Origin of the sequence: Pseudomonas sp. NPDC087804 (assembly GCF_044742965.1) — a bacterium.
In the GTDB taxonomy this organism is placed as follows: Bacteria; Pseudomonadota; Gammaproteobacteria; order Pseudomonadales; family Pseudomonadaceae; genus Aquipseudomonas; species Aquipseudomonas rustica.
In genome coordinates this window covers 32,090-52,652 of the sequence record NZ_JBIUVN010000022.1, presented here as the reverse complement: position 1 = coordinate 52,652, position 20,563 = coordinate 32,090, and the positions used below count along the sequence as shown (strand labels likewise).

Sequence of the window (20,563 nt, the reverse complement as noted above, 5' to 3'; positions counted from 1 at the left end):
TTCGTGGCAGGACGCCACGCAAGCAGCAACCCGTAACAGCGTCTATGGTGTTCTGGTTCGGTGAGTGTGTTTTTGGCCTGAAGACGAAGGAGTGTTGAGTCATGCGCGACAAACCAGCGACGGGCGTGGTGCCCAGTCCCGCCGTGTTCATTAACGCACAGAGTGCGATCACCGGATTGCGCGGTCGCGACTTGCTCTCGACCCTGCGCAGCGTGGCCGCCCACGGTTTGCGTAACCCGGTGCACAGCGCGAAACACGCCTTGAAGCTCGGCGGCCAGTTGGGCCGCGTCCTGCTCGGTGAAACCCTGCACCCGACCAATCCGAACGACAGCCGTTTCGCTGACCCGGCGTGGAGCCTCAACCCGTTTTACCGCCGTAGCCTGCAGGCGTATCTGGCCTGGCAGAAACAGGTCAAAAGCTGGATCGACGAAAGCGACATGAACCCGGAAGACCGCGCCCGCGCGCACTTCGCCTTCACCCTGCTCAACGACGCCGTGGCGCCATCGAACACCTTGCTCAATCCGCTGGCGGTCAAAGAGCTGTTCAACTCCGGCGGCCACAGTCTGGTGCGCGGTCTCAGTCATTTGTTCGATGACTTATTGCACAACGACGGCTTGCCACGGCAAGTGACCAAGCAAGCTTTTGAAGTCGGCAAAACCGTCGCGACCACTACCGGCTCGGTGGTGTTTCGCAACGAGATGCTTGAGCTGATCCAGTACAAACCGATGAGCGAAAAGCAGTACGCCAAGCCGCTATTGGTGGTGCCGCCGCAGATTAACAAGTACTACATTTTCGACCTCAGCCCGCAGAACAGTTTCGTCCAGTACGCGCTGAAAAACGGTTTGCAGACGTTCATGATCAGTTGGCGCAACCCTGATGTGCGCCACCGCGAGTGGGGCCTGTCGACCTACGTCGAAGCCGTGGAAGAAGCGATGAACATCTGCCGGGCGATCACCGGCGCCCGCGAGGTCAACCTGATGGGCGCTTGCGCTGGCGGGCTGACCATCGCCGCCCTGCAAGGACATTTGCAGGCCAAGCGGCAGCTGCGCCGGGTCTCCAGCGCAACCTATCTGGTCAGCCTGCTCGACAGTGAAATCGAAACCTCGGCCACGCTGTTTGCCGATGAACAAACCCTCGAAGCGGCCAAGCGTCGCTCGTATCAGAAAGGCGTGCTAGACGGTCGCGACATGGCCAAAGTCTTCGCGTGGATGCGGCCCAACGATTTGATCTGGAGCTACTTCGTCAACAACTACCTGTTGGGCAAAGAGCCGCCGGCCTTCGACATTCTCTACTGGAACAACGACAACACGCGCCTGCCCGCCGCGTTTCACGGTGACTTGCTGGACTTCTTCAAACACAACCCGTTGACCCACCCGGGTGGACTTGAGGTGTGCGGCACGCCGATCGACCTGCAGAAAGTCACCGTCGACAGCTTCAGCGTCGCCGGCATGAACGACCACATCACGCCGTGGGATGCGGTGTATCGCTCGACCTTGCTGCTCGGTGGTGAGCGACGCTTTGTGCTGTCCAACAGCGGCCATGTGCAGAGCATTCTCAACCCGCCGAGCAACCCGAAAGCCGCGTACGTCGAGAACGCCAAGATGAGCAGCGACCCGCGCGCCTGGTACTACGACGCCAAACACGTCGACGGCAGCTGGTGGCCGCAATGGCTGGAGTGGATACAGCAACGCTCCGGCGCGCAGCACGAAACCTCGTTCACCCTCGGCAACCCGAACTATCCACCGATGGAGGCAGCGCCCGGTACCTACGTGCGCGTGCGCTGACGCTTAACCGAACTTTTCTAAGAAGACTGGATGAAAACCCGCGACCGGATTCTCGAATGTGCTTTGCAACTGTTCAACGAAAAGGGCGAGCCGAACGTCTCCACCATGGAAGTTGCCAACGAAATGGGCATCAGCCCGGGCAACCTCTACTACCACTTCCACGGCAAGGAACCGCTGATTCTCGGGCTGTTCGAACGCTTCCAGAATGAACTGGCGCCGCTGCTTGATCCGCCGTCGGATGTGGAACTGGCACCGGAGGATTACTGGCTGTTTTTGCATTTGATTGTGGAGCGGTTGGCGCAGTATCGGTTCCTGTTTCAGGATTTGTCGAACCTGGCCGGCCGGTTGCCGAAACTGGCCAAGGGGATTCGTCATCTGCTCAACGCGCTGAAGCGTACGCTGGCGTCGTTGCTCGCGCGGTTGAAGGCGGCGGAGCAGTTAGTCAGCGATACCCAGGCGTTGGGGCAGTTGGTGGAGCAGATCACCATGACGTTGCTGTTTTCGCTCGATTATCAGCGGATTCTGGATCGTGAGGGTGAGGTGCGGTTGGTCGTGTATCAGATCATGATGTTGGTGGCACCGCACCTGCTGCCGCCGGTGAAGGTCGCCACCGAACGCATGGCCCTGCAATACCTTGAAGACCACGAGTAACCCGGAATCAAAAGATCGCAGCCTTCGGCAGCTCCTACAGGGGAATGTGTACCTCTGTAGGAGCTGCCGAAGGCTGCGATCTTTTGATCTTCAAACAAAAAACGCCCGACCTTCACAGGCCGGGCGTTTTGTTTTGCCCTGAAAAATCAGGACTGACTGGTTGGCGTCGACGGGGTCGATGCAGCAGTCGGGGTTGCCACTGGAGTCGGTGCGGCGGCGGAGTTCGACGCGCTTACCGGAGCTGCCGGGGTGGCAGGTTTGGCTGCAGCAGGTGCTGCTGGCTTCGGCGCTGCGGCTTTCGGCGCGGCCGGTTTTTTCACTGCGGTTTTTTTCGCTGCTGCCGGTTTGGCCGCAGGCTTGGCAGCCGGTTTAGCGGCAGCGGTTTTCGCTGCTGGCTTGGCGGCCGGTTTGGCTGCTGCTTTTGTCGCAGGTTTAGCGGCTGGTTTCGCAGCGGCCTTAGCGGCAACCGGTTTGGCAGCTGCTTTAGCGGCAGGCTTGGCGGCGGCAGTTTTTGCAGCCGGTTTAGCGGCGGCCTTAGCTTTCGCTGCCGGCTTGGCCGCTGCTTTTGCTGCAGGTTTAGCCGCGGCTTTTACCAGTGGCTTGGCCGCGGTTTTAGCAGCAGGTTTGGCCGCTGCCGTTTTAGCAGCAGGTTTTGCCGCAGCCGTTTTTGCCGCCACAGGCTGAGCTTTCAGACCGGTGAGTTTTTCGATCTGCTTGGTCAGTGTGTCGACCTTGCTGTTGAGCGCTTTGACTTCATTGCGGCTCGGTACGCCCAGGCGCGAAATCGCGCTGTTCAGGCGCTTGTCGAAAGCCCCTTCCAGCTCGTCCCACTTGCCCAGTGCGCGATCTTTCACGCCGCTGATGCGCGACTTGGCCGACGAAGCGGAATCCTTGGCGGCATCGACTTTTTTGCCGACTGCAGACTTGGTGAGCTTCTCGGCTTTCTCGCCGTCTTTGACCAATGTATCGAAGAGCTTGCTGCCGTCAGTGTCGATCTTCGAGTACACGCCTAAACCAGCCAGCCAGATTTTGCGGGAGTAGTCTTCGACTTTCCCGATCCACGAGCTGCCTTCTTTATCGGTGTTCTTTTTACCAGCCATCCCGTTCTCCTTAAGATTTACGCGCGACGCGTTCGAGCAATGCCGTCAGCTCATCGAGCTTAGCAGAGAGTGTCTCAACGTCATGTTTAGACGGAATGCCGATACGATTCAAGGCGCTTGCTACACGGGAGTCGAACGCCTTCTCGACCTTGTCGAGCTGAACTTCGACGCGACCTTTGAAAGAACTCACTTCACCCTTGGCTTCATCGATCTCGGCGTTGGCCGCTTCGAGCTTTTCGGTGACGGCTTTTTTGCCTTTCTTTTCAACAGTTTGACCAGCTTTGATCAACTCTTGAAAGTAGTCGCTGCCCTCTTGGCCGACCTTGGCGTAGGCACCCAGGCCTGCCAGCCAGATCTTGCGGGCATAGGATTTAACGTCGCTCAGAGCGGTTGTCGAAGCGTCGATTTTTTTCTTCAAAATTACTTTGGCCATGGTGCACCTCACGCGCAGAAGGTTTGAGGAACTGCCCGCGAAAGTGTCGGGCTCAGGCACAAAGTAGGTAGAAAAATTAGAAACGGCACCCTAACAACTGACATAAATCGGTGTTGCCTGAACGAAAAGATCGCAGCCTTCGGCAGCTCCTACAGGGGTACACATTCCCCTGTAGGAGCTGCCGAAGGCTGCGATCTTTTGATTTTCAGACCAGGGCTTTGTCGAGGGCTTTTTCGATTTCGGCTTTGATCATGCCGCTCATGGCCGACATCATCAGGCCCAGCTCAACGTCGACCTTGATCGAATCGTCCGCCACATGCACCGCGCCTTTCACGCCTGAGCGTTTGAGGTTCAGGGTGTCGCCCGACCATTGCGGCTCCAGGCCATATTGATCGGAGAGTTTTTGCGCCAGCTTGTCGGCCTTCTCGCGGGCGGCTTCCTTACCCAGGTTGTGGGCACGCTCAACAGTGATTTTGGCCATTGATTGACTCCTGCTTTTTGAATGGGGCGAAAAAGATGTGTCGGTAAATCTTGACCGCCGCTGCGGCAAATCGTCCCGAAGGTTGCCCATCTTACCTTTAGCCATTCCAAGACAAAGCATGGCTTGGGGATTAGAATGTCGCGCATTCTCTTTTGGTGACAGCGATATGACTGATCAGCGCAAAGGCAGCGATGCCGAACCCACCACTCACTTCGGCTTCAAAAACGTTCCGGAAAGCCAGAAAGCGGAAAAAGTCGCTGAGGTTTTCCACTCGGTAGCCGCCAAGTACGACCTGATGAACGACCTTCTGTCGGGCGGCATGCACCGTTTGTGGAAGCGTTTCGCGATCGAACTGTCGGGCGTGCGCAGCGGTAACCGCGTGCTGGACATCGCCGGCGGTACTGGCGACCTGACCAAAAAATTCTCGCATCTGGTCGGCCCGACCGGTCAGGTCGTTTTGGCTGACATCAACGAATCCATGCTCAAGGTCGGTCGTGACCGCTTGCTGGATCTGGGTGTCGCCGGCAACGTCGAATTCGTTCAGGCGGACGCGGAAAAGCTGCCGTTCCCGGACAACCATTTCGACTGCGTGACCATCGCCTTCGGCCTGCGCAACGTGACGCACAAAGAAGACGCGCTGCGTTCGATGCTGCGTGTGCTCAAGCCCGGCGGTCGTTTGCTGGTGCTGGAATTCTCCAAGCCGACCAACGCGCTGATGTCGAAAGCCTACGATGCCTACTCGTTCGCCTTCATGCCGCTGATGGGCAAGCTGATCACCAACGACTCGGAAAGCTATCGTTACCTGGCCGAATCGATCCGCATGCACCCGAATCAGGAAACGTTGAAGTCGATGATGGTCGACGCCGGTTTCGACCGCGTGACCTATCACAACATGACTGCAGGCATCGTCGCCCTGCACCGTGGCATCAAGCCCTGATGTTACTCACCGGGCTGCTCGCCAGCGTTGAACTCGGCCTCAACCGGGTGCTGCGTCTCGACAGCACGGCGCTGCCGCGGCTGGCGCATTTGACCGGTAAAGTGATTGCCGTCGACTGCCGCACCCCGGCGCTGCAACTGTTCATTTTGCCGAGCGACGAAGGCCTGATGCTGGCCTCGCACTGGGAAACCGGTGTCGACTGCACCCTGCGTGCGCCGGCTTCGAGCCTGATCAAACTGGCCGTGAGCAAAGACAAAACCGCGGTGCTGCACGCCCCGGAAGTCGAGCTCGATGGCGACAGCGGCGTGCTGCTGGAGCTGGCCGGCGTGCTGCAAGACCTTGAGCTGGACTGGGAGTACGAACTCTCGCGCTGGCTCGGCCCGGTCGCCACGCAACTGATTGGCGGTCACTTGCGCAGCCGCGCGCGCTGGTATCAACAAGGATTTGCCAGCCTCAACCAGAACCTCGCCGAATACCTCGCTGAAGAATCGCGCACCCTCGTCGGGCAGCGTGAAGCCGAAGCGCGGTTCAGTGAACTGGACCGGATCAAACTTGATCTGGAACGTCTCGAGGCGCGTTTCGAGCGCCTTTCCCGATCCCTCGACCCAAGCGATAACGCATGAAGCTGCTTGCCGTCCGCCGTCTGTTGCGCATCCAGCGCGTCGTGATCCGCTACCGTCTCGATGACCTGCTGTTCGATCTGCCGCTGCCCTGGTTACTCCTGGCGCTGCGCTATGTGCTGCCGTGGCGCTGGTTCCCGCGCAAGCCGCTGGATCTGAGCCGGGGCGCGCGTTTACGTCTGGCGTTGCAGGATCTCGGGCCGATTTTCATCAAGTTCGGGCAGATTCTCTCGACCCGCCGCGACCTGCTGCCGGAAGACATCGCCGATGAACTGATGCGCTTGCAGGATCGCGTGCCGCCGTTCGATTCGCAGCTGTCGATCAAGTTGATCGAAGAACAGCTCGGCAAGAAGATCAGCGACGTGTTCAGCCGTTTCGACGTCGAACCGCTGGCCTCGGCCTCGGTGGCGCAGGTGCATGCCGCGCAGTTGAAAACCGGCGAAGAAGTGGTGGTTAAAGTGATCCGCCCGGGCCTGAGACCGATCATTGCGCAGGATCTGGCGTGGCTGTTCATCCTCGCCCGCGCCGCTGAAAAGCTCTCGGCCGACGCGCGTCTGCTGCACCCGGTCGACGTGGTGCAGGACTACGAAAAAACCATTTATGACGAACTCGATCTGCTGCGCGAGGCGGCCAACGCCAGCCAGTTGAAGCGCAACTTCGAAGGTTCGCCGCTGTTGTATGTGCCGCAAGTCTATTGGGACTGGTGCCGGCCGAAAGTGCTGGTGATGGAGCGTATCTACGGCATTCAGGTGACCGATCTGGCGACCCTCGCCGATCAGCGCACCGACATGAAAATGCTCGCCGAACGCGGCGTGGAGATCTTCTTCACCCAAGTATTCCGCGACAGTTTCTTCCACGCCGACATGCACCCGGGCAACATTTTTGTCAGCACCGTCAATCCGTGGAGCCCGCAGTACATCGCGATCGACTGCGGCATCGTCGGCAGCCTGACCCCGGAAGACCAGGATTATCTGGCGCGCAACCTGTTCGCCTTCTTCAAGCGTGACTACCGGCGTGTGGCGCAATTGCACATCGATTCGGGCTGGGTGCCGGCGGAGACCAAACTCAACGAATTCGAAGCGGCAATCCGTACCGTGTGCGAACCGATCTTCGAAAAACCGTTAAAAGATATTTCATTTGGCCAGGTGCTGATGCGCCTGTTCCAGACCGCGCGGCGCTTCAACATGGAAGTGCAGCCGCAGCTCGTTCTATTGCAAAAGACCCTGCTGAACATCGAAGGTCTCGGCCGTCAGCTGTATCCGGATCTGGATCTGTGGAACACCGCGCAGCCGTTCCTGGAGCGTTGGATGCGCGAGCGCGTCAGCCCGAAAGCCTTGCTCGGCAACGTGCAGAGCCAGTTTGAACAGTTGCCGCATCTGGCGAATATGGCCCGCGATCTGCTCGAACGCATGTCCCAGCCGCACGCCTACGACCCGCCGCCGCCGTGGCATAAACGCAAGGACGACTGGTTCCTGCGCCTGCTCGGTTGCGCACATCTGGCCGGCGGGGTGATTCTCGCCATCGGTGGCCCGCTAAACGAATTGGGGCATTGGCCGGCGGGAATCATGGTGGCAGTCGGCTTGTATCTGGTCGTTCGCCGATAGCACGAATCAGCTGCAAGTTATAAGCTGCGAGCTGCAAGCTTGAAGCTACAAGCACACCGCAACTGCTTTTACTTGCAGCGTGAAGCTCGCAACTCGAAGCTGCTTCTGTCAGGAATTGAAGATGAACAACTGGCTGGACGAGATCAAATGGGACGCTGATGGCCTGGTGCCGGCGATTGCCCAGGATCACAAGACCGGACGTGTATTGATGATGGCCTGGATGAACCGCGAAGCGCTCGAACTGACCGCTGCGGAAAACCGTGCCATCTACTGGTCACGCTCCCGTGGCAAGCTGTGGCGCAAGGGCGAAGAGTCCGGTCATGTGCAGACCCTGCATGAAATGCGTCTGGACTGTGACGCCGACGTGATCATCCTGATGGTTGAACAGATCGGCGACATCGCTTGCCATACCGGCCGTCAAAGCTGCTTTTATCGCGTCTTCGAAAACGGCGACTGGAAAACCGTCGATCCGGTTCTCAAAGACCCGCACGCCATCTATTCCGCAGGACACAAACATGAGTGACACCCTGACCCGCCTGGCCGAAGTGCTCGAAGAGCGCAAAGGCGCAGCTGCCGACAGCTCATATGTAGCTAGTCTGTATCACAAGGGTTTGAACAAAATTCTGGAGAAAGTCGGCGAAGAGTCGGTCGAAACCATTATTGCCGCCAAAGACGCCGCCATCAGCGGCGACTGCAGCGATGTGATCTACGAGACCGCCGACCTGTGGTTCCACAGCATGGTCATGCTCGCCCAACTGGGGCAGCATCCGCAGGCTGTGCTCGATGAACTGGATCGTCGCTTCGGTCTGTCCGGACACGTCGAGAAAGCCTCGCGTCCGTCCGCCTGAACAATTTTTTGAGAGGAACAGCAACATGGGCATTTTTGACTGGAAACACTGGATCGTCATTCTGGTAGTCGTGGTGTTGGTGTTCGGCACCAAGAAACTGAAAAACCTCGGCACTGACGTTGGCGAGTCGATCAAGGGCTTCCGCAAAGCCATGAACGACGACGAAAAACCTGCCGCTGATCCAACCGTGACGCCTGCACAGCCGGTGCCACCGGTGCAGCCGCAAGCCACCGCTCAGGCCAACCCGCCGCACACCATCGACGTGCAGGCGCAGAAAGTCGAAGAGCCGATCCGCAAAGACGTGTGAGCACTGACTAATGTTTGGTATCAGCTTCTCTGAACTGCTGCTCGTCGGCCTCGTCGCCCTGCTGGTGTTGGGCCCCGAGCGTCTGCCGGGCGCTGCGCGCACCGCTGGCCTGTGGGTCGGACGGCTGAAGCGCAGCTTCAACGCGATCAAACAGGAAGTTGAACGTGAAATCGGTGCCGACGAGATCCGTCGACAACTGCACAACGAGCATATTCTGTCGCTGGAGCAAGAGGCGCGGAAGATTTTCAACCCGGTTCAGCAAGAGCCGACGTCGGTTGAGCATGTGGGTCAGCAGACGATTCATGCGCCGACGGCATCCGCTGCTGCTGCATCTGCTCCGACACCTGCACCTGCTGCCGTCGTAGCGCCGACAGAACCGCTGCCCGCGCCTGCAGAAACCTCGGTTGAACATGTATCCCCAACCGCCGCGCCGATCACACCAGCGCCTCACGACCCTACTCTGCCGCCGCGAGCCCCATGAGCGATCTCCCCGAAAACGACCAGCACATGCCGCTGGTTTCGCACCTCACCGAGTTGCGCACCCGCCTGCTGCGTTGTGTGGCGGCGATCTTCATCATCTTCGCCGGGCTGTTCGCCTTCACCCAGCAGATCTACACCTTCGTCTCGACGCCGCTGCGCCAGTACCTGCCAGTCGGCGCGACGATGATCGCCACCGACGTGTCGTCGCCGTTCCTGACGCCGCTGAAGCTGACGATGATGGTCTCGCTGTTCCTCGCGATCCCGGTGATCCTGCATCAGATCTGGGGCTTTATCGCGCCGGGCCTGTACAAGCACGAGAAGCGCATCGCGGTGCCGCTGCTGGTCTCCAGCATCCTGCTGTTCTACACCGGCATGGCGTTTGCCTATTACTTCGTGTTCCCGCTGATCTTCAAGTTCTTCGCTGCCGCCACCCCGGCCGGCGTGGAAATGATGACCGACATCGCCAGTTACCTCGATTTCGTCATGACGCTGTTCTTCGCCTTCGGCGTGGCGTTCGAGATTCCAGTGGCCGTGGTGCTGCTGGTGTGGATCGGCGTGGTCGACGTCAAATACCTGAAGAAAATCCGCCCGTACGTGATCATCGGCTGCTTCGTGGTCGGCATGATCCTGACACCGCCGGACATCTTCTCGCAGACCCTGCTGGCCGTGCCGATGTGGATGCTGTTTGAAATCGGCATTCTGTTCGGTGGTTTGATCAGCAAGCGCGAACGCCCGGAAGAAACCCCGGCCGACGACCACAACGACCAGCCGCCAGCGACCCAGGCATGAACCTGCTGTTGCTCGAAGAAGCCGATTTCATTGCGGCCGACCGTGTGGTGCTGCGTGATCGACGCCTTACGCACATGCAGGAAGTTCACCGTTCGGAAGTCGGTGACAACCTGCGCGTCGGGCGCATTGACGGGTTGATGGGCTCGGCTGAATTGTTGCGGCTTGAAGCGGATGAAGCTGAGTTGCGCGTTACCCTCGATCAGCCGCCACCGGCGAAATTGCCGCTGACCCTCGTGCTGGCGCTGCCGCGTCCGAAAATGCTCCGCCGGGTGTTTCAGACCGTGGCGACCATGGGCGTGGCGAAGGTGATTCTGGTCAACAGCTATAGGGTCGAGAAGAGCTTCTGGCAGACGCCGTTTCTTGAGCCGGCGGCTATCCGTGAACAACTGATCCTCGGCCTCGAACAAGCGCGCGATACGGTATTGCCGGAGATCGTCATCGAGAAACGCTTCAAGCCGTTCGTTGAAGATCGCCTGCCTGCGATTACCGAAGGTACGCTCGGTCTGGTCGGTCATCCCGGCAACTATCCGCCGTGCCCGCGCGCCCTCAGCGAGCCAGTCACCCTCGCCATCGGCCCTGAAGGCGGCTGGATTCCCTACGAGATCGACCTGCTGGCCAAGTCCGGCCTGCAACCGGTGCAACTCGGCGAGCGCATCCTGCGCGTAGAAACCGCCGTCACCGCCCTCCTCGCCCGCCTCTTTTAAACCCAACACCGATCCCCTGTAGGAGCTGCCGAAGGCTGCGATCTTTTGATGTTGTTTTTTAGAAGCAAGATCAAAAGATCGCAGCCTCGTTTCACTCGACAGCTCCTACAGATCAGCGGGATCAGCGGATCAGCGGATCAGCAGGTCGGCTATCGGCAGGTCAGCAGATCCAGAGCACAGGGCCTTCCCGGACAAATGGTGTTACAGATTGCCATCACCCGGCCGATACGCTCCCCATAAGTCCAATTTGTGGTCGGGGAGTTGTCGCATGTACCGTTGGTTAGCCGAGAATCTTGGGAATGTCAGCGTCAAACGCAAGCTGGGTATCGGCTTCGGTCTGGTGCTTTTGCTGACGCTGTTGATCACCTTCACCGGCTGGTCCGGCATGAGCGGCATCATCAGCCGGGGCGACAAGCTCGGGTTTATTTCCAGCCTCAATGAGTACAGCAAAGACTTGCGTCTGGCCCGCGTCGACTACGATGCACGCCGTGGCGAACAAGGCCCGGGCGCGGTCAACGACATGCTCAGCAAACTCGACAGCGGCCTGCAAACCGCGCGCACGCTGATCGAACAACCGGCCGACATCGCCATGGTCGACCAGCAACTGGCTGCCGTCGCCGAGTACAAACGTGCTTTCGCCGACATGATCCAGGCGACCACGCACCGCGAAGACGCGCGCAGCAAACTCGGCGCGAATGCCGACAACGCCGTGGCCAAAGTCTCGGAAGTTGAAAAGGGCCTGCTGCAAGGTGACAGCGTCGCGCAATTCAACAGCGTGGTTGATCTGAGCAAGCTGCTGCAACAGGCGCGCTATCAAGTGCGCGGTTACACCTACAGCGGCAAGGCCGATGCCGAGCAACCCGCGCTCGACGCCATCGAAAATGCTTTGAAATCCCTTGAGAGCCTGCCGTCGAAACTGCCGGAACAGTTCACTGCCAACCTGCAGCAAGCCGCCGAGTCGATGAAAGCCTATCGCGCCGCCGTCGGCCAGTTCCGCGACGCGCAAACCGCCAGCGGAAACGCCGTTGCTCGCATGGCAGCCCAGGGCGATATCCTCCTCGATGCCAGTAAAAAACTGACCATTTCCCAGACCGTGGTGCGTGACACCGACGCCGCACACGCGAAAAACATGCTGATCATCGCCACCCTGCTCGCCATCGCTTTCGGCTTGCTGGCCGCGTGGGCGATCACCCGCCAGATCATCATCCCGCTGAACCAGACCCTGAAAGTCGCCGAGCGCGTGGCAGCTGGCGACCTGACCCACAATCTGGTTTCGCAGCGTCGCGACGAACTCGGCCAACTGCAACGCTCGATGCAGAGCATGACCCAAGGCCTGCGCGAGCTGATCGGCGGGATCAGCGACGGCGTCACCCAGATCGCCAGCGCTGCTGAAGAACTCTCGGCGGTGACCGAGCAGACCAGCGCCGGGGTCAACAATCAGAAGATCGAGACCGATCAGGTCGCCACCGCCATGAACGAAATGGCCGCCACCGTGCAGGAAGTCGCGCGCAACGCCGAGGAAGCCTCCGAAGCCGCTGTCGCCGCTGACCAACAGGCCCGCGAAGGTGACAAAGTGGTCGGCGAAGCCATCGCACAAATCGAGCGTCTGGCGGTTGAAGTCGGTCACTCCACCACCGCCATGGGCGAGCTCAAGCGCGAAAGCGACAAGATTGGCAGCGTCCTCGACGTGATCAAATCCGTGGCCCAGCAAACCAACCTGCTGGCCCTTAACGCGGCCATCGAAGCAGCGCGTGCCGGTGAAGCCGGACGTGGTTTTGCCGTGGTTGCCGATGAAGTGCGCAGCCTGGCGCAGCGCACGCAGAAGTCCACCGAAGAGATCGAAGAGCTGATCGTCGGCCTGCAAAACGGCACTCAGCAAGTGGCGACGATCATGGACAACAGCCGCACCCTGACCGACAGCAGCGTCGAGCTGACCCGTCGTGCCGGTGGTTCGCTGGAGAGCATTACCCGCACCGTGTCGGCGATTCAGGCGATGAACCAGCAGATTGCGGCGGCGGCCGAGCAGCAGAGCGCGGTGGCGGAGGAGATCAACCGTAGCGTGCTGAATGTGCGGGACGTGTCGGATCAGACGTCGGCGGCGAGTGAAGAAACCGCGGCGTCCAGCGTTGAGCTGGCGCGGTTGGGGACGCATCTGCAGATGCTGGTCGGGCGCTTCAAGGTATAAGCCCCACAGATCGTTCCCACGCTCTGCGTGGGAATGCATCCTGTGACGCTCCGCGTCATGCATGAAAGGGACGCGGAGCGTCCCGGGCGGCATTCCCACGCGGAGCGTGGGAACGATCAGTTACTACAAGACCTGACGCAGAAACGCCTGAGCCCGCGGATCCTTCGGCGCATCAAAGAACTCCGCTGGCGCGGCATCTTCCAGCAGTTTGCCGTGATCGAAGAACAACACGCGATCCGCCACTTCCCGAGCAAAACCCATCTCGTGGGTCACGCAGACCATGGTCATGCCTTCCACGGCCAGGTTCTTCATCACATCCAGCACTTCGCCAACCATTTCCGGATCAAGCGCCGAAGTCGGTTCATCGAACAACATCACCTTCGGCTCCATCGCCAGCGCCCGGGCAATTGCCACGCGCTGTTGCTGACCGCCGGACAGGCGTGACGGAAACTCGTTGGCCTTCTGTGCAATACCGACTTTCTGCAGTAACTCCATCGCCTTCGCCTCGCGCTCTTTCTTGCCGCGCTTGCGCACGACTTTCTGCGCCAGACAAAGGTTTTCCAGCACGGTCATGTGCGGGAACAGGTTGAAATGCTGAAAGACCATGCCGACTTCGCGGCGGTAGGCGTTGACGTCGGTTTTCGGGTCGGCCAGTTGCAGGCCGTCGATGCTCACCGAGCCCGAGTCAAATTCCTCCAGGCCATTGAGGCAACGCAGGAAGGTCGACTTGCCGGAACCCGACGGGCCGATCACCACCAGCACTTCGCCCTTGGCGACCGTGGTGCTGACGTTATCCACCGCGCGCACCACTTGCCCACGGGTGTCGAAGACTTTTACCAGTTCGCGGACTTCAATCACTTTGCGCGAGCCTCCGCTCAAGCCGGCTGGCGATCTTCGACAGCGGCAGGTTGATCAACAGGTACAGACCGGCGACGCAGAACAGAATTTCGAACGGCGAAAACGAGGTGGTGATGACTTCACGGCCGCTTTTCAGCAGCTCGGTGATGGCGATCACCGACACCAGCGAGGTGTCCTTGACCAGACTGATGAACTGCCCGGCCAGCGGCGGCAGCACGCGTTTCAGCGCTTGCGGCAGCACCACGTGGCGCATCGACTGACCGGCACTCAGACCGAGCGAACGTGCCGCTTCGTTCTGGCCACGGGCGATCGATTGCACACCGGAACGAATGATCTCGGCCACGTAGGCGCCGGTGAACAGCGACAGCGCGGCGATCCCGGCGAACTCGCGGGACAGGTTCATCACCGTGCCGATGAAGAAGTAGAAAATGAAGATCTGCACCAACAGCGGCGTGCCGCGTACCAGTTCGACGTAGATGGTCGAGAGGTCGCGCAAGGTCGGGTTGTTCGACAGCCGGCACAGGCCGGTGACCAGACCAATGAGCAACCCTAGAATCCCGGACACTACCGACAGCCAAAGCGTCGTCCACAGCCCCCACAACAGCGGCCCTGCCGCCCAATGGCGAGTCACACCCACGACGTCGCCTTCAGCCACATCGTCGCCCTGAGCGAATTGCAGGCTGTTCTCGTCGACAGTCAGGTGTTGCTCGTCACCAGCGTCGTTGCGCAGGGTGACCTGCGCGCTGCTGCCCTTGCGCACGAGTTCGGTGACCGTGGAAATGTCAGCGGCGCGCTGGGTTTCTTCAGCCTGATAGGCGAAGTACTGCGGCACACGGTTCCAGCGCCATTCGTAGGACATCAGCGACGTCGCGTAATACAACGCGCCGGCCAGGCCGACCAGCACCAGCACGGTGAGGACGTGCCAGGGCCATTGGGCTTTTTTCTGTTTCATTGCAGGTTCCGGATTTTGTGTTGCTCTGGAGGGCCCCTTCGCGAGCAAGCTCGCTCCCACATTGGAATGCATTCCTCTGTGGGAGCGAGCTTGCTCGCGAATGGGGCGACGCGGTCTGGCAGACCGGCGTTATTCCATGTCCTTGAGCCACTCGGTGCTCTTGAACCACTTGTCATGGATGCGATCGTAGGTGCCGTCTTCGTGGATCTGGTGCAGGAAGTTATTGATGAAGTTGAGGCTGTCGTGATCGCCCTTCTTCAGACCAAACGCCAAAGGCTCGTAGGTGAACGGCTTGTCGAGGAACACCAGTTTGCCGGCGCCGACCTTGGTCACCGCGACCACGTTGTACGGGGCGTCGTAGATGAAGGCGTCAGCCTTGCCGTTAACCACGTCGAGCACGGCTTCTTGCTCGTTGTCGTAGCCGTGGTACTTGGCTTTGGAGATCAGCTTCTTGGCAACCATCTCGCCGGTGGTGCCGAGCTTGGAGGTGATGCGGTAGTCAGCGGTGTTCAGGTCTTTGTAGGACTTGATAGTGCCTTCCAGCTCTTTGCGGATCAGCAGGGTCTGGCCGACGACGATGAACGGTTCGCTGAAGTTCAGGCGCAGGTTGCGTTCCTGGGTCAGGGTCATGCCGCTGCCGATCATGTCGAACTTGTCGGTCATCAGCGCCGGGATGATGCCGTCGTAGCCGGTGGAAACCAGCTCCAGCTTGACGCCCATGGCTTTGGACATGGCTTTGAGAATGTCGACTTCGAAGCCGATGATTTCGCCGCGCTTGTTGGTCATTTCGAACGGCATGTAGGTCGGATCCATACCGACTTTCAACGTGCCGCGCTTGACCGCGTCATCGATTGCGCCAGCCTGCGCCGCATTGACTGCAACCAGTGCCGTGACGCCGACCAGCAGCATCGACAGATACTTCTTCATCTTCAAGTCCCCAAAACCATTGCGTGTGCGGCGCGAAAAACCGACAGAGATGGGCCAAAAAGCCCGGGCGCGCCAATTCGGGGACGGATGCTAACGCACTCGTCCGTTTGCACAAGGCTTTTTGCCGGGAATTGTTGTTACGGGGAGGGATTAAAAAGCAAAAGATCGCAGCCTCCGGCAGCTCCTACAGGTGTTCACATAATCCTGTAGGAGCTGCCGAAGGCTGCGATCTTTTTATCAGGCCGGCTGAGCCTGCAGGCTCACCGGTTGCAACGGCAGCAACGGCGCATGCGGATCGGCTTTCACCGACGCCCGCCATGCATCCAGCCACTCGGCGTGACCTTCCGCCCAGACCTGCTCATGCAAACGCGCCAGGGCAACAGGATCGCTCAGCAGTTGCAGACGATCATGGTTGTTCAACCCCGCAGGGCCGACCTTCAGCGCGTGACGCACACGTTCCTGACGCAGCCATTCGATCGGCTCGGCCTGACCGTGACGGGAAGTCGCCAGCGAGCACGCCAAAGCGTTCTGCTGAGGATCGACCACCGCACGGACGAAGCCGTCGTTGAGCGCGTGGTAACGGTTTTCGTGGGTGTACTGATCGGTCGCCAGCAGCGCCTGTGGCGGATTGTATTCCTCAGGGATGAGGAACAGGCTCTCGTCACGGGACTTCAGGCCCAGACCGACACGGCTGGAAATCACCGACACCGGGATAGACAGCATCAGCGAACCGACGATTGGCACCAGCCACCAGAGGAAGCTCGGGTTCAGCCAGATCACCAGCAGCGCCCAGCAGAAACCCAGCAGGGTTTGCGGGCCGTGGCGTTTGACCGCCTCGCTCCAAGGTGTCGAGTCGTCGTCACGTTGCGGCGAATTCCACGTCGCGGCCCAGCCGAGGAACGCGGCCAGAACGAAACGCGTGTGGAAAATCATCCGCACCGGCGCCAGCAGCATGGAGAACAACATCTCCAGCAGCATCGACAGGGTCACCTTGAACTTGCCGCCGAACTCTTTCGCGCCCTTGGCCCATATCAGGATGATGCTCAACAGTTTCGGCAGGAACAGCAGCTCGATGGTCGTCGAGAACAGCGCAATCGCCTTGTCCGGGTGCCATTGTGGCCATAGCGGATAGAGCTGACGCGGTTCGAGGAAGTACTGCGGTTCCATCAGCGTGTTCACCGCCAACAGCGCGGTCGACAACACCAGGAAGAAGAACCACAACGGCGCCGACAGGTACGACATCACGCCAGTCAGGAACACCGCGCGGTGCACCGGGTGCATGCCTTTAACCAGGAACAGACGGAAGTTCATCAGGTTGCCGTGGCACCAGCGACGGTCACGCTTGAGTTCGTCGAGCAGGTTCGGCGGCAGTTCTTCGTAGCTGCCCGGCAAGTCGTAGGCAATCCACACGCCCCAACCGGCACGGCGCATCAGCGCCGCTTCAACGAAGTCGTGGGACAGGATCGCACCAGAGAAGGCACCTTTACCCGGCAACGGCGCCAGGGCGCAATGGTCGATAAACGGCTTCATGCGGATGATCGCGTTGTGACCCCAGTAGTGGGATTCACCCAACTGCCAAAAGTGCAGGCCAGCGGTAAACAGCGGGCCGTACACACGGGTCGCGAACTGCTGCATGCGCGCATACAGGGTGTCCATGCCCGACGCACGCGGCGCGGTCTGGATGATCCCGGCATCCGGCGTGGCTTCCATCAAGCGCACCAGACTGGTCAGGCACTCGCCGCTCATCACCGAGTCGGCGTCGAGCACAACCATATACTTGTAGTCACCGCCCCAACGACGGCAGAAGTCGTCGAGGTTGCCGCTCTTGCGTTTCACCCGACGGCGACGACGACGGTAGAAGATCTTGCCGAAGCCTTTGGCCTCGCGGCAGACGTCCAGCCAGGCCTGTTGCTCGGCGACACAGATATCGGTGTCGTTACTGTCGCTGAGGACGAAGAAGTCGAAGCGATCCAGATCACCGGTAGCCGCGACCGATTCGAACGTAGCACGCAGACCGGCGAATACGCGCGGTACGTCTTCGTTGCAGATCGGCATTACCAACGCGGTACGCGCGTCTTTGGCAATCGGCTCGTTGCCGGCGCTTTTGCCGGAGATACGGTATTTATCGTGACCGGTGAGCAACTCGAGGAAGCCCATCAGCGCCGTCCAGAAACCGGCCGACACCCAGCAGAACAGAATCCCGAAGAGAATCAGGATGCTGGTTTGCAGCGCATACGGCAGCACTTGCGTGGCGGTTTGCAGCAGCGGCTGGTGCAGGACTTCGTCGAGATCGACGAACGACCAGCCCTGGTACGGCATGATGCCTTTCATGTACCAGCCAGCAACGATGGTCTGGCCGAGCATCAGCACCAGCAGAATATAGCGACGGATCGAACCGACAGTGCGCCAGCGCGCCGCCGGCAGAACGTTTTCGTCCTTCGGCGGCTGTGGCGGGTTGGTGCGACCGGTCAGACGGCGCCAGCCACGCACCAGAATATTGGTGCGCCACGGCTCCGGAACCACCTTGGTACGGCGGATCGGCGGGGTCGCCTTGAGGCTGACCCGACCGCTGGCGTCGAGCACCAGCATTTCCGCTTCTTCCAGCTCTTCAGCCGTGCTCAGCGTCAGGCGCTTGCCCACCGAAGCCTGGGCGGCTTCGGCAGGGGCGTCGAACGTCGAAGACGACAGGCGTTCATGCAACTCGCTGAACGACTGGCAGCCCGCGAGTTCCGCGCGCTGCTCGTCGGTCATCGGCAGATGCGCCAGATACTCGGAAAGAGTCTCTGGCTGTACTTGAGAGTTACTCATCGGCAGGCAACTGATAGCTCCAGGTCTCGGTGATGACTTCTTCAGTCGGCGCCGATTCCGGTGTGGCTGGGGCCGCGTCCGCAGCTACAGGCTGCTTGGCGTCTTTGTTGGCCTTGTCCTTGGCATCTGCAGCGGGCTTGGCATCGGCCTGTTGAGCCTGTTTGGCCTCGGCTGCCTTGGCTTCCTTGTCTTCTTTCTCTTGTTGCTTGGCGGCAACCTTGTCGGCCTTGGCCACGGACGAGTTGGACGCCGGTACCGACGACTTGGCCAGATCAGCCGTTACCACCGGCTGAACCAGCGCGGCACGCATCTCGGTCGACTTGCCTGCGTCTTTGATTTTCATCCGCAGGGTCAAGCGCCAGCCCTTGGTTTCCGGGTTGTAGCGCACACTGTTCTCGACCAGTTCGGCGTTGTCGCCGACGCTGACCTGACTGCGAACGTCAGCGTCCGGGGCCAGGGCCGCCAGCGATGGACCTTCGAAATCGACCAGATAGGCAACGCTGCCATCCGGCTGACGGATCAGGTTCGATTGCTTGACGTCACCGGTCGAACGCAGAGTCTGCGAAACCCAAGCGCTGTCCGGCGCGTGAATCGCCGCTTCGTCCATCGTCCAGTGCATGCGGTAAGCGAAGTCCAGCGGCTGGCCCGGCTCCGGCATTTTTTCCGGGCTCCAGAACGCAACGATGTTGTCGTTGGTTTCGTCGGCGGTCGGAATCTCTACCAGATCAACGGTGCCTTTGCCCCAGTCACCCTTCGGCTCGATCCAGGCGCTTGGACGCTTGTCGTAGCGATCGTCGAGGTCTTCGTAGTGGCTGAAGTCGCGACCACGCTGCAGCAGACCGAAACCACGCAGGTTTTCGACGCTGAAGTTGCTCACGGCCAGGTGTTTCGGGTTGTTCAGCGGACGCCAGATCCACTCGCCGTTGCCGGCATGGATCGACAGACCGCTGGAGTCGTGCAGTTCACGACGGTAGTTGAGGACTTTCGACGGCTGGTTGGCGCCAAACAGGAACATGCTGGTCAGCGGTGCGATGCCCAGTTTGCCGACCTTGTCACGCAGGAACATCTGCGCTTTGACGTCGACAATGGTGTCACTGCCCGGACGCAGGATCAGACGATAGGCACCGGTGGCGCGCGGCGAGTCGAGCAAGGCGAAGATCACCAGATGCTTGTCGCCCGGCTTCGGCTGCTGAATCCAGAACTCGCGGAAACGCGGGAATTCTTCACCAGACGGCAATGCGGTATCGATCGCCAGACCACGGGCCGACAGACCGTAGGTATGACCCTTGCCGACGACGCGAAAGTAGCTCGCGCCAAGCATGGTCATGATTTCGTCTTGCTTGTCAGCCTTGTTGATCGGGTACAGCACACGGAAACCGGCATAACCCAGTTGTTCAGTGGCCTTAGGATCGAATTTCAGGTCGCCGAAATCGAAGCGGGTCGGATCGTATTTGATCTCTTCGACGGTGTTCGCCGTGATTTCGTTGATTTTGACCGGCGTGTCGAAGTGCATGCCCTGGTGATAGAAGGACAACTTGAACGGGGTCTTCTGATCAGCCCACTCAGCCTTTTCGGTGAGGAAGCGAATTTTTTGATAGTCCGCGAACTTCATGTCGCGGAACTCGTTCGGCAGGTTGCTGCGCGGGGCTTCGAACTTCTGCCCGGCCAGCTCTTTTGCCTTGGCCGATACATCGTCAAGATTGAACGCCCAAAGCTGACCGGCGCTGAGCAGGCACAGGAGCGCCGAGCCCGCTACCAGAGCACTTCGCATGCGTTTGGCAGACAATTTTGCTGCATTACAGGGACTAACAATCACGAGCAACCCTCGCCGAAAACAGATCAATAAACCAACGGCCAGATGAAGTGCCTGTAGGGTTTTCGGCAGTGAAAAACCGACCTTCCAGAACACTCTTGCCAAGTTGGCGAGCATTGTTCCGACTCCGCTGGGGCAAAATGATTCCCCAATCGGCTCCGGACAAGTCTCTACCTAAGTCAAAACGGACCAACGAACGCTGATCCCCGTAGCGCGCGATTATCTAGTAGCCCGCATGACAAAGCATCGGGGGTAACCAAGTATTTATCGCGAAAAATGCCT

The 20,563-nt window shown here is 59.8% G+C and carries 19 protein-coding genes and 2 pseudogenes; 13 read left to right on the top strand and 8 right to left on the bottom strand.

Translation table 11 applies throughout. The features are described from left to right. The first annotated feature begins 101 nt into the window (after window positions 1-101). Complete coding sequence (gene phaC, locus ACIOMO_RS21720; RefSeq protein WP_401243515.1) at window positions 102-1,784, top strand: class II poly(R)-hydroxyalkanoic acid synthase; 1,683 nt, start codon at window positions 102-104, stop codon at window positions 1,782-1,784. A 30-nt stretch (window positions 1,785-1,814) separates the two neighbouring features. Continuing rightward, window positions 1,815-2,435 carry a TetR/AcrR family transcriptional regulator gene (locus tag ACIOMO_RS21715; protein WP_401243513.1) on the top strand — a complete coding sequence of 207 codons (621 nt, stop codon included), beginning with the start codon at window positions 1,815-1,817 and terminating at the stop codon, window positions 2,433-2,435. 146 nt (window positions 2,436-2,581) lie between these two features. Here the strand turns inward: ACIOMO_RS21715 and ACIOMO_RS21710 are convergent, their stop codons facing one another. The 3 genes from ACIOMO_RS21710 to ACIOMO_RS21700 all read right to left on the bottom strand — a co-directional run bounded on the left by ACIOMO_RS21710 (window position 2,582) and on the right by ACIOMO_RS21700 (window position 4,449). Further along, complete coding sequence (locus ACIOMO_RS21710; RefSeq protein WP_401243511.1) at window positions 2,582-3,535, bottom strand: phasin family protein; 954 nt, start codon at window positions 3,533-3,535, stop codon at window positions 2,582-2,584. 10 nt (window positions 3,536-3,545) lie between these two features. Continuing rightward, on the bottom strand, window positions 3,546-3,968 hold the full coding sequence (locus tag ACIOMO_RS21705) for a phasin family protein (protein WP_008080629.1): 423 nt from the start codon (window positions 3,966-3,968) through the stop codon (window positions 3,546-3,548). A gap of 205 nt (window positions 3,969-4,173) precedes the next feature. After that, window positions 4,174-4,449, bottom strand: coding sequence for a polyhydroxyalkanoic acid system family protein (locus tag ACIOMO_RS21700; protein ID WP_038360037.1), 276 nt, complete (start codon window positions 4,447-4,449; stop codon window positions 4,174-4,176). 166 nt (window positions 4,450-4,615) lie between these two features. On the opposite strand from ACIOMO_RS21700, the gene ubiE reads away from it, so the two are divergent. From ubiE to ACIOMO_RS21645, 11 genes and pseudogenes are all read left to right on the top strand, one after another. Further along, window positions 4,616-5,386 carry a bifunctional demethylmenaquinone methyltransferase/2-methoxy-6-polyprenyl-1,4-benzoquinol methylase UbiE gene (gene ubiE, locus ACIOMO_RS21695; RefSeq protein WP_008080626.1) on the top strand — a complete coding sequence of 257 codons (771 nt, stop codon included), beginning with the start codon at window positions 4,616-4,618 and terminating at the stop codon, window positions 5,384-5,386. After that, window positions 5,386-6,009 (top strand): SCP2 domain-containing protein, encoded by a 624-nt coding sequence (locus tag ACIOMO_RS21690; protein WP_053116632.1) that lies wholly within the window; start codon window positions 5,386-5,388, stop codon window positions 6,007-6,009. The genes ubiE and ACIOMO_RS21690 overlap by 1 nt, the downstream gene beginning before the upstream one ends. Beyond that, the gene (gene ubiB, locus ACIOMO_RS21685) at window positions 6,006-7,610 is read left to right on the top strand and encodes a ubiquinone biosynthesis regulatory protein kinase UbiB (protein ID WP_401243508.1); all 1,605 of its coding nucleotides are present in this window, start codon (window positions 6,006-6,008) and stop codon (window positions 7,608-7,610) included. Before ACIOMO_RS21690 ends, ubiB begins: the two co-directional genes overlap by 4 nt. Before the next feature lie 121 nt (window positions 7,611-7,731). Further along, entirely contained in the window at window positions 7,732-8,133 is a 402-nt protein-coding gene (gene hisI / locus ACIOMO_RS21680) for a phosphoribosyl-AMP cyclohydrolase (protein ID WP_064117075.1), read from the top strand. After that, window positions 8,126-8,458 (top strand): phosphoribosyl-ATP diphosphatase, encoded by a 333-nt coding sequence (locus ACIOMO_RS21675; protein ID WP_007909355.1) that lies wholly within the window; start codon window positions 8,126-8,128, stop codon window positions 8,456-8,458. The genes hisI and ACIOMO_RS21675 overlap by 8 nt, the downstream gene beginning before the upstream one ends. A 25-nt stretch (window positions 8,459-8,483) precedes the next feature. Next, window positions 8,484-8,765: a twin-arginine translocase TatA/TatE family subunit gene (locus ACIOMO_RS21670; protein ID WP_003220847.1), complete on the top strand. Its 282-nt coding sequence runs from the start codon at window positions 8,484-8,486 to the stop codon at window positions 8,763-8,765. A gap of 10 nt (window positions 8,766-8,775) precedes the next feature. After that, the gene (tatB, locus tag ACIOMO_RS21665; protein WP_401243505.1) at window positions 8,776-9,246 is read left to right on the top strand and encodes a Sec-independent protein translocase protein TatB; all 471 of its coding nucleotides are present in this window, start codon (window positions 8,776-8,778) and stop codon (window positions 9,244-9,246) included. Then, window positions 9,243-10,034 carry a twin-arginine translocase subunit TatC gene (gene tatC, locus ACIOMO_RS21660; RefSeq protein WP_008080622.1) on the top strand — a complete coding sequence of 264 codons (792 nt, stop codon included), beginning with the start codon at window positions 9,243-9,245 and terminating at the stop codon, window positions 10,032-10,034. The genes tatB and tatC overlap by 4 nt, the downstream gene beginning before the upstream one ends. After that, window positions 10,031-10,738 carry a 16S rRNA (uracil(1498)-N(3))-methyltransferase gene (locus ACIOMO_RS21655; RefSeq protein WP_401243503.1) on the top strand — a complete coding sequence of 236 codons (708 nt, stop codon included), beginning with the start codon at window positions 10,031-10,033 and terminating at the stop codon, window positions 10,736-10,738. Before tatC ends, ACIOMO_RS21655 begins: the two co-directional genes overlap by 4 nt. Window positions 10,739-11,006: 268 nt before the next feature. After that, window positions 11,007-12,068: pseudogene (locus ACIOMO_RS21650) on the top strand (methyl-accepting chemotaxis protein); the annotation flags it as partial. Then, window positions 12,051-12,923 (top strand): methyl-accepting chemotaxis protein, encoded by an 873-nt coding sequence (locus ACIOMO_RS21645; protein WP_401243534.1) that lies wholly within the window; start codon window positions 12,051-12,053, stop codon window positions 12,921-12,923. The pseudogene ACIOMO_RS21650 and the gene ACIOMO_RS21645, both read left to right, overlap by 18 nt. A gap of 123 nt (window positions 12,924-13,046) precedes the next feature. Here ACIOMO_RS21645 and ACIOMO_RS21640 read toward each other — a convergent pair whose 3' ends face one another. From ACIOMO_RS21640 to ACIOMO_RS21620, 5 genes and pseudogenes are all read right to left on the bottom strand, one after another. Then, window positions 13,047-13,781: an amino acid ABC transporter ATP-binding protein gene (locus ACIOMO_RS21640; RefSeq protein ID WP_064117071.1), complete on the bottom strand. Its 735-nt coding sequence runs from the start codon at window positions 13,779-13,781 to the stop codon at window positions 13,047-13,049. Continuing rightward, entirely contained in the window at window positions 13,774-14,733 is a 960-nt protein-coding gene (locus tag ACIOMO_RS21635; RefSeq protein ID WP_053116625.1) for an amino acid ABC transporter permease, read from the bottom strand. The genes ACIOMO_RS21640 and ACIOMO_RS21635 overlap by 8 nt, the downstream gene beginning before the upstream one ends. Before the next feature lie 129 nt (window positions 14,734-14,862). Beyond that, window positions 14,863-15,660, bottom strand: a complete 798-nt coding sequence (locus ACIOMO_RS21630; RefSeq protein ID WP_400755731.1) for a transporter substrate-binding domain-containing protein — start codon at window positions 15,658-15,660, stop codon at window positions 14,863-14,865. 184 nt (window positions 15,661-15,844) lie between these two features. Further along, window positions 15,845-18,468, bottom strand: a pseudogene (gene mdoH, locus ACIOMO_RS21625) (glucans biosynthesis glucosyltransferase MdoH). Continuing rightward, a complete protein-coding gene (locus ACIOMO_RS21620) occupies window positions 18,461-20,239 on the bottom strand; it encodes a glucan biosynthesis protein G (RefSeq protein ID WP_178124148.1) in 1,779 nt (592 codons plus the stop codon). The pseudogene mdoH and the gene ACIOMO_RS21620 overlap by 8 nt, the downstream one beginning before the upstream one ends. Window positions 20,240-20,563 lie beyond the last annotated feature (324 nt).

Excerpts from the sequence above, each read along its gene's own strand:
- phaC (WP_401243515.1), top strand. The coding sequence starts at position 102 with ATGCGCGACAAACCAGCGACGGGCGTGGTGCCCAGTCCCGCCGTGTTC.
- ACIOMO_RS21715 (WP_401243513.1), top strand. The coding sequence starts at position 1,815 with ATGAAAACCCGCGACCGGATTCTCGAATGTGCTTTGCAACTGTTCAAC.
- ACIOMO_RS21710 (WP_401243511.1), bottom strand. The coding sequence starts at position 3,535 with ATGGCTGGTAAAAAGAACACCGATAAAGAAGGCAGCTCGTGGATCGGG.
- ACIOMO_RS21705 (WP_008080629.1), bottom strand. The coding sequence starts at position 3,968 with ATGGCCAAAGTAATTTTGAAGAAAAAAATCGACGCTTCGACAACCGCT.
- ACIOMO_RS21700 (WP_038360037.1), bottom strand. The coding sequence starts at position 4,449 with ATGGCCAAAATCACTGTTGAGCGTGCCCACAACCTGGGTAAGGAAGCC.
- ubiE (WP_008080626.1), top strand. The coding sequence starts at position 4,616 with ATGACTGATCAGCGCAAAGGCAGCGATGCCGAACCCACCACTCACTTC.
- ACIOMO_RS21690 (WP_053116632.1), top strand. The coding sequence starts at position 5,386 with ATGTTACTCACCGGGCTGCTCGCCAGCGTTGAACTCGGCCTCAACCGG.
- ubiB (WP_401243508.1), top strand. The coding sequence starts at position 6,006 with ATGAAGCTGCTTGCCGTCCGCCGTCTGTTGCGCATCCAGCGCGTCGTG.
- hisI (WP_064117075.1), top strand. The coding sequence starts at position 7,732 with ATGAACAACTGGCTGGACGAGATCAAATGGGACGCTGATGGCCTGGTG.
- ACIOMO_RS21675 (WP_007909355.1), top strand. The coding sequence starts at position 8,126 with ATGAGTGACACCCTGACCCGCCTGGCCGAAGTGCTCGAAGAGCGCAAA.
- ACIOMO_RS21670 (WP_003220847.1), top strand. The coding sequence starts at position 8,484 with ATGGGCATTTTTGACTGGAAACACTGGATCGTCATTCTGGTAGTCGTG.
- tatB (WP_401243505.1), top strand. The coding sequence starts at position 8,776 with ATGTTTGGTATCAGCTTCTCTGAACTGCTGCTCGTCGGCCTCGTCGCC.
- tatC (WP_008080622.1), top strand. The coding sequence starts at position 9,243 with ATGAGCGATCTCCCCGAAAACGACCAGCACATGCCGCTGGTTTCGCAC.
- ACIOMO_RS21655 (WP_401243503.1), top strand. The coding sequence starts at position 10,031 with ATGAACCTGCTGTTGCTCGAAGAAGCCGATTTCATTGCGGCCGACCGT.
- ACIOMO_RS21645 (WP_401243534.1), top strand. The coding sequence starts at position 12,051 with ATGCAGAGCATGACCCAAGGCCTGCGCGAGCTGATCGGCGGGATCAGC.
- ACIOMO_RS21635 (WP_053116625.1), bottom strand. The coding sequence starts at position 14,733 with ATGAAACAGAAAAAAGCCCAATGGCCCTGGCACGTCCTCACCGTGCTG.
- ACIOMO_RS21630 (WP_400755731.1), bottom strand. The coding sequence starts at position 15,660 with ATGAAGAAGTATCTGTCGATGCTGCTGGTCGGCGTCACGGCACTGGTT.
- ACIOMO_RS21620 (WP_178124148.1), bottom strand. The coding sequence starts at position 20,239 with ATGCGAAGTGCTCTGGTAGCGGGCTCGGCGCTCCTGTGCCTGCTCAGC.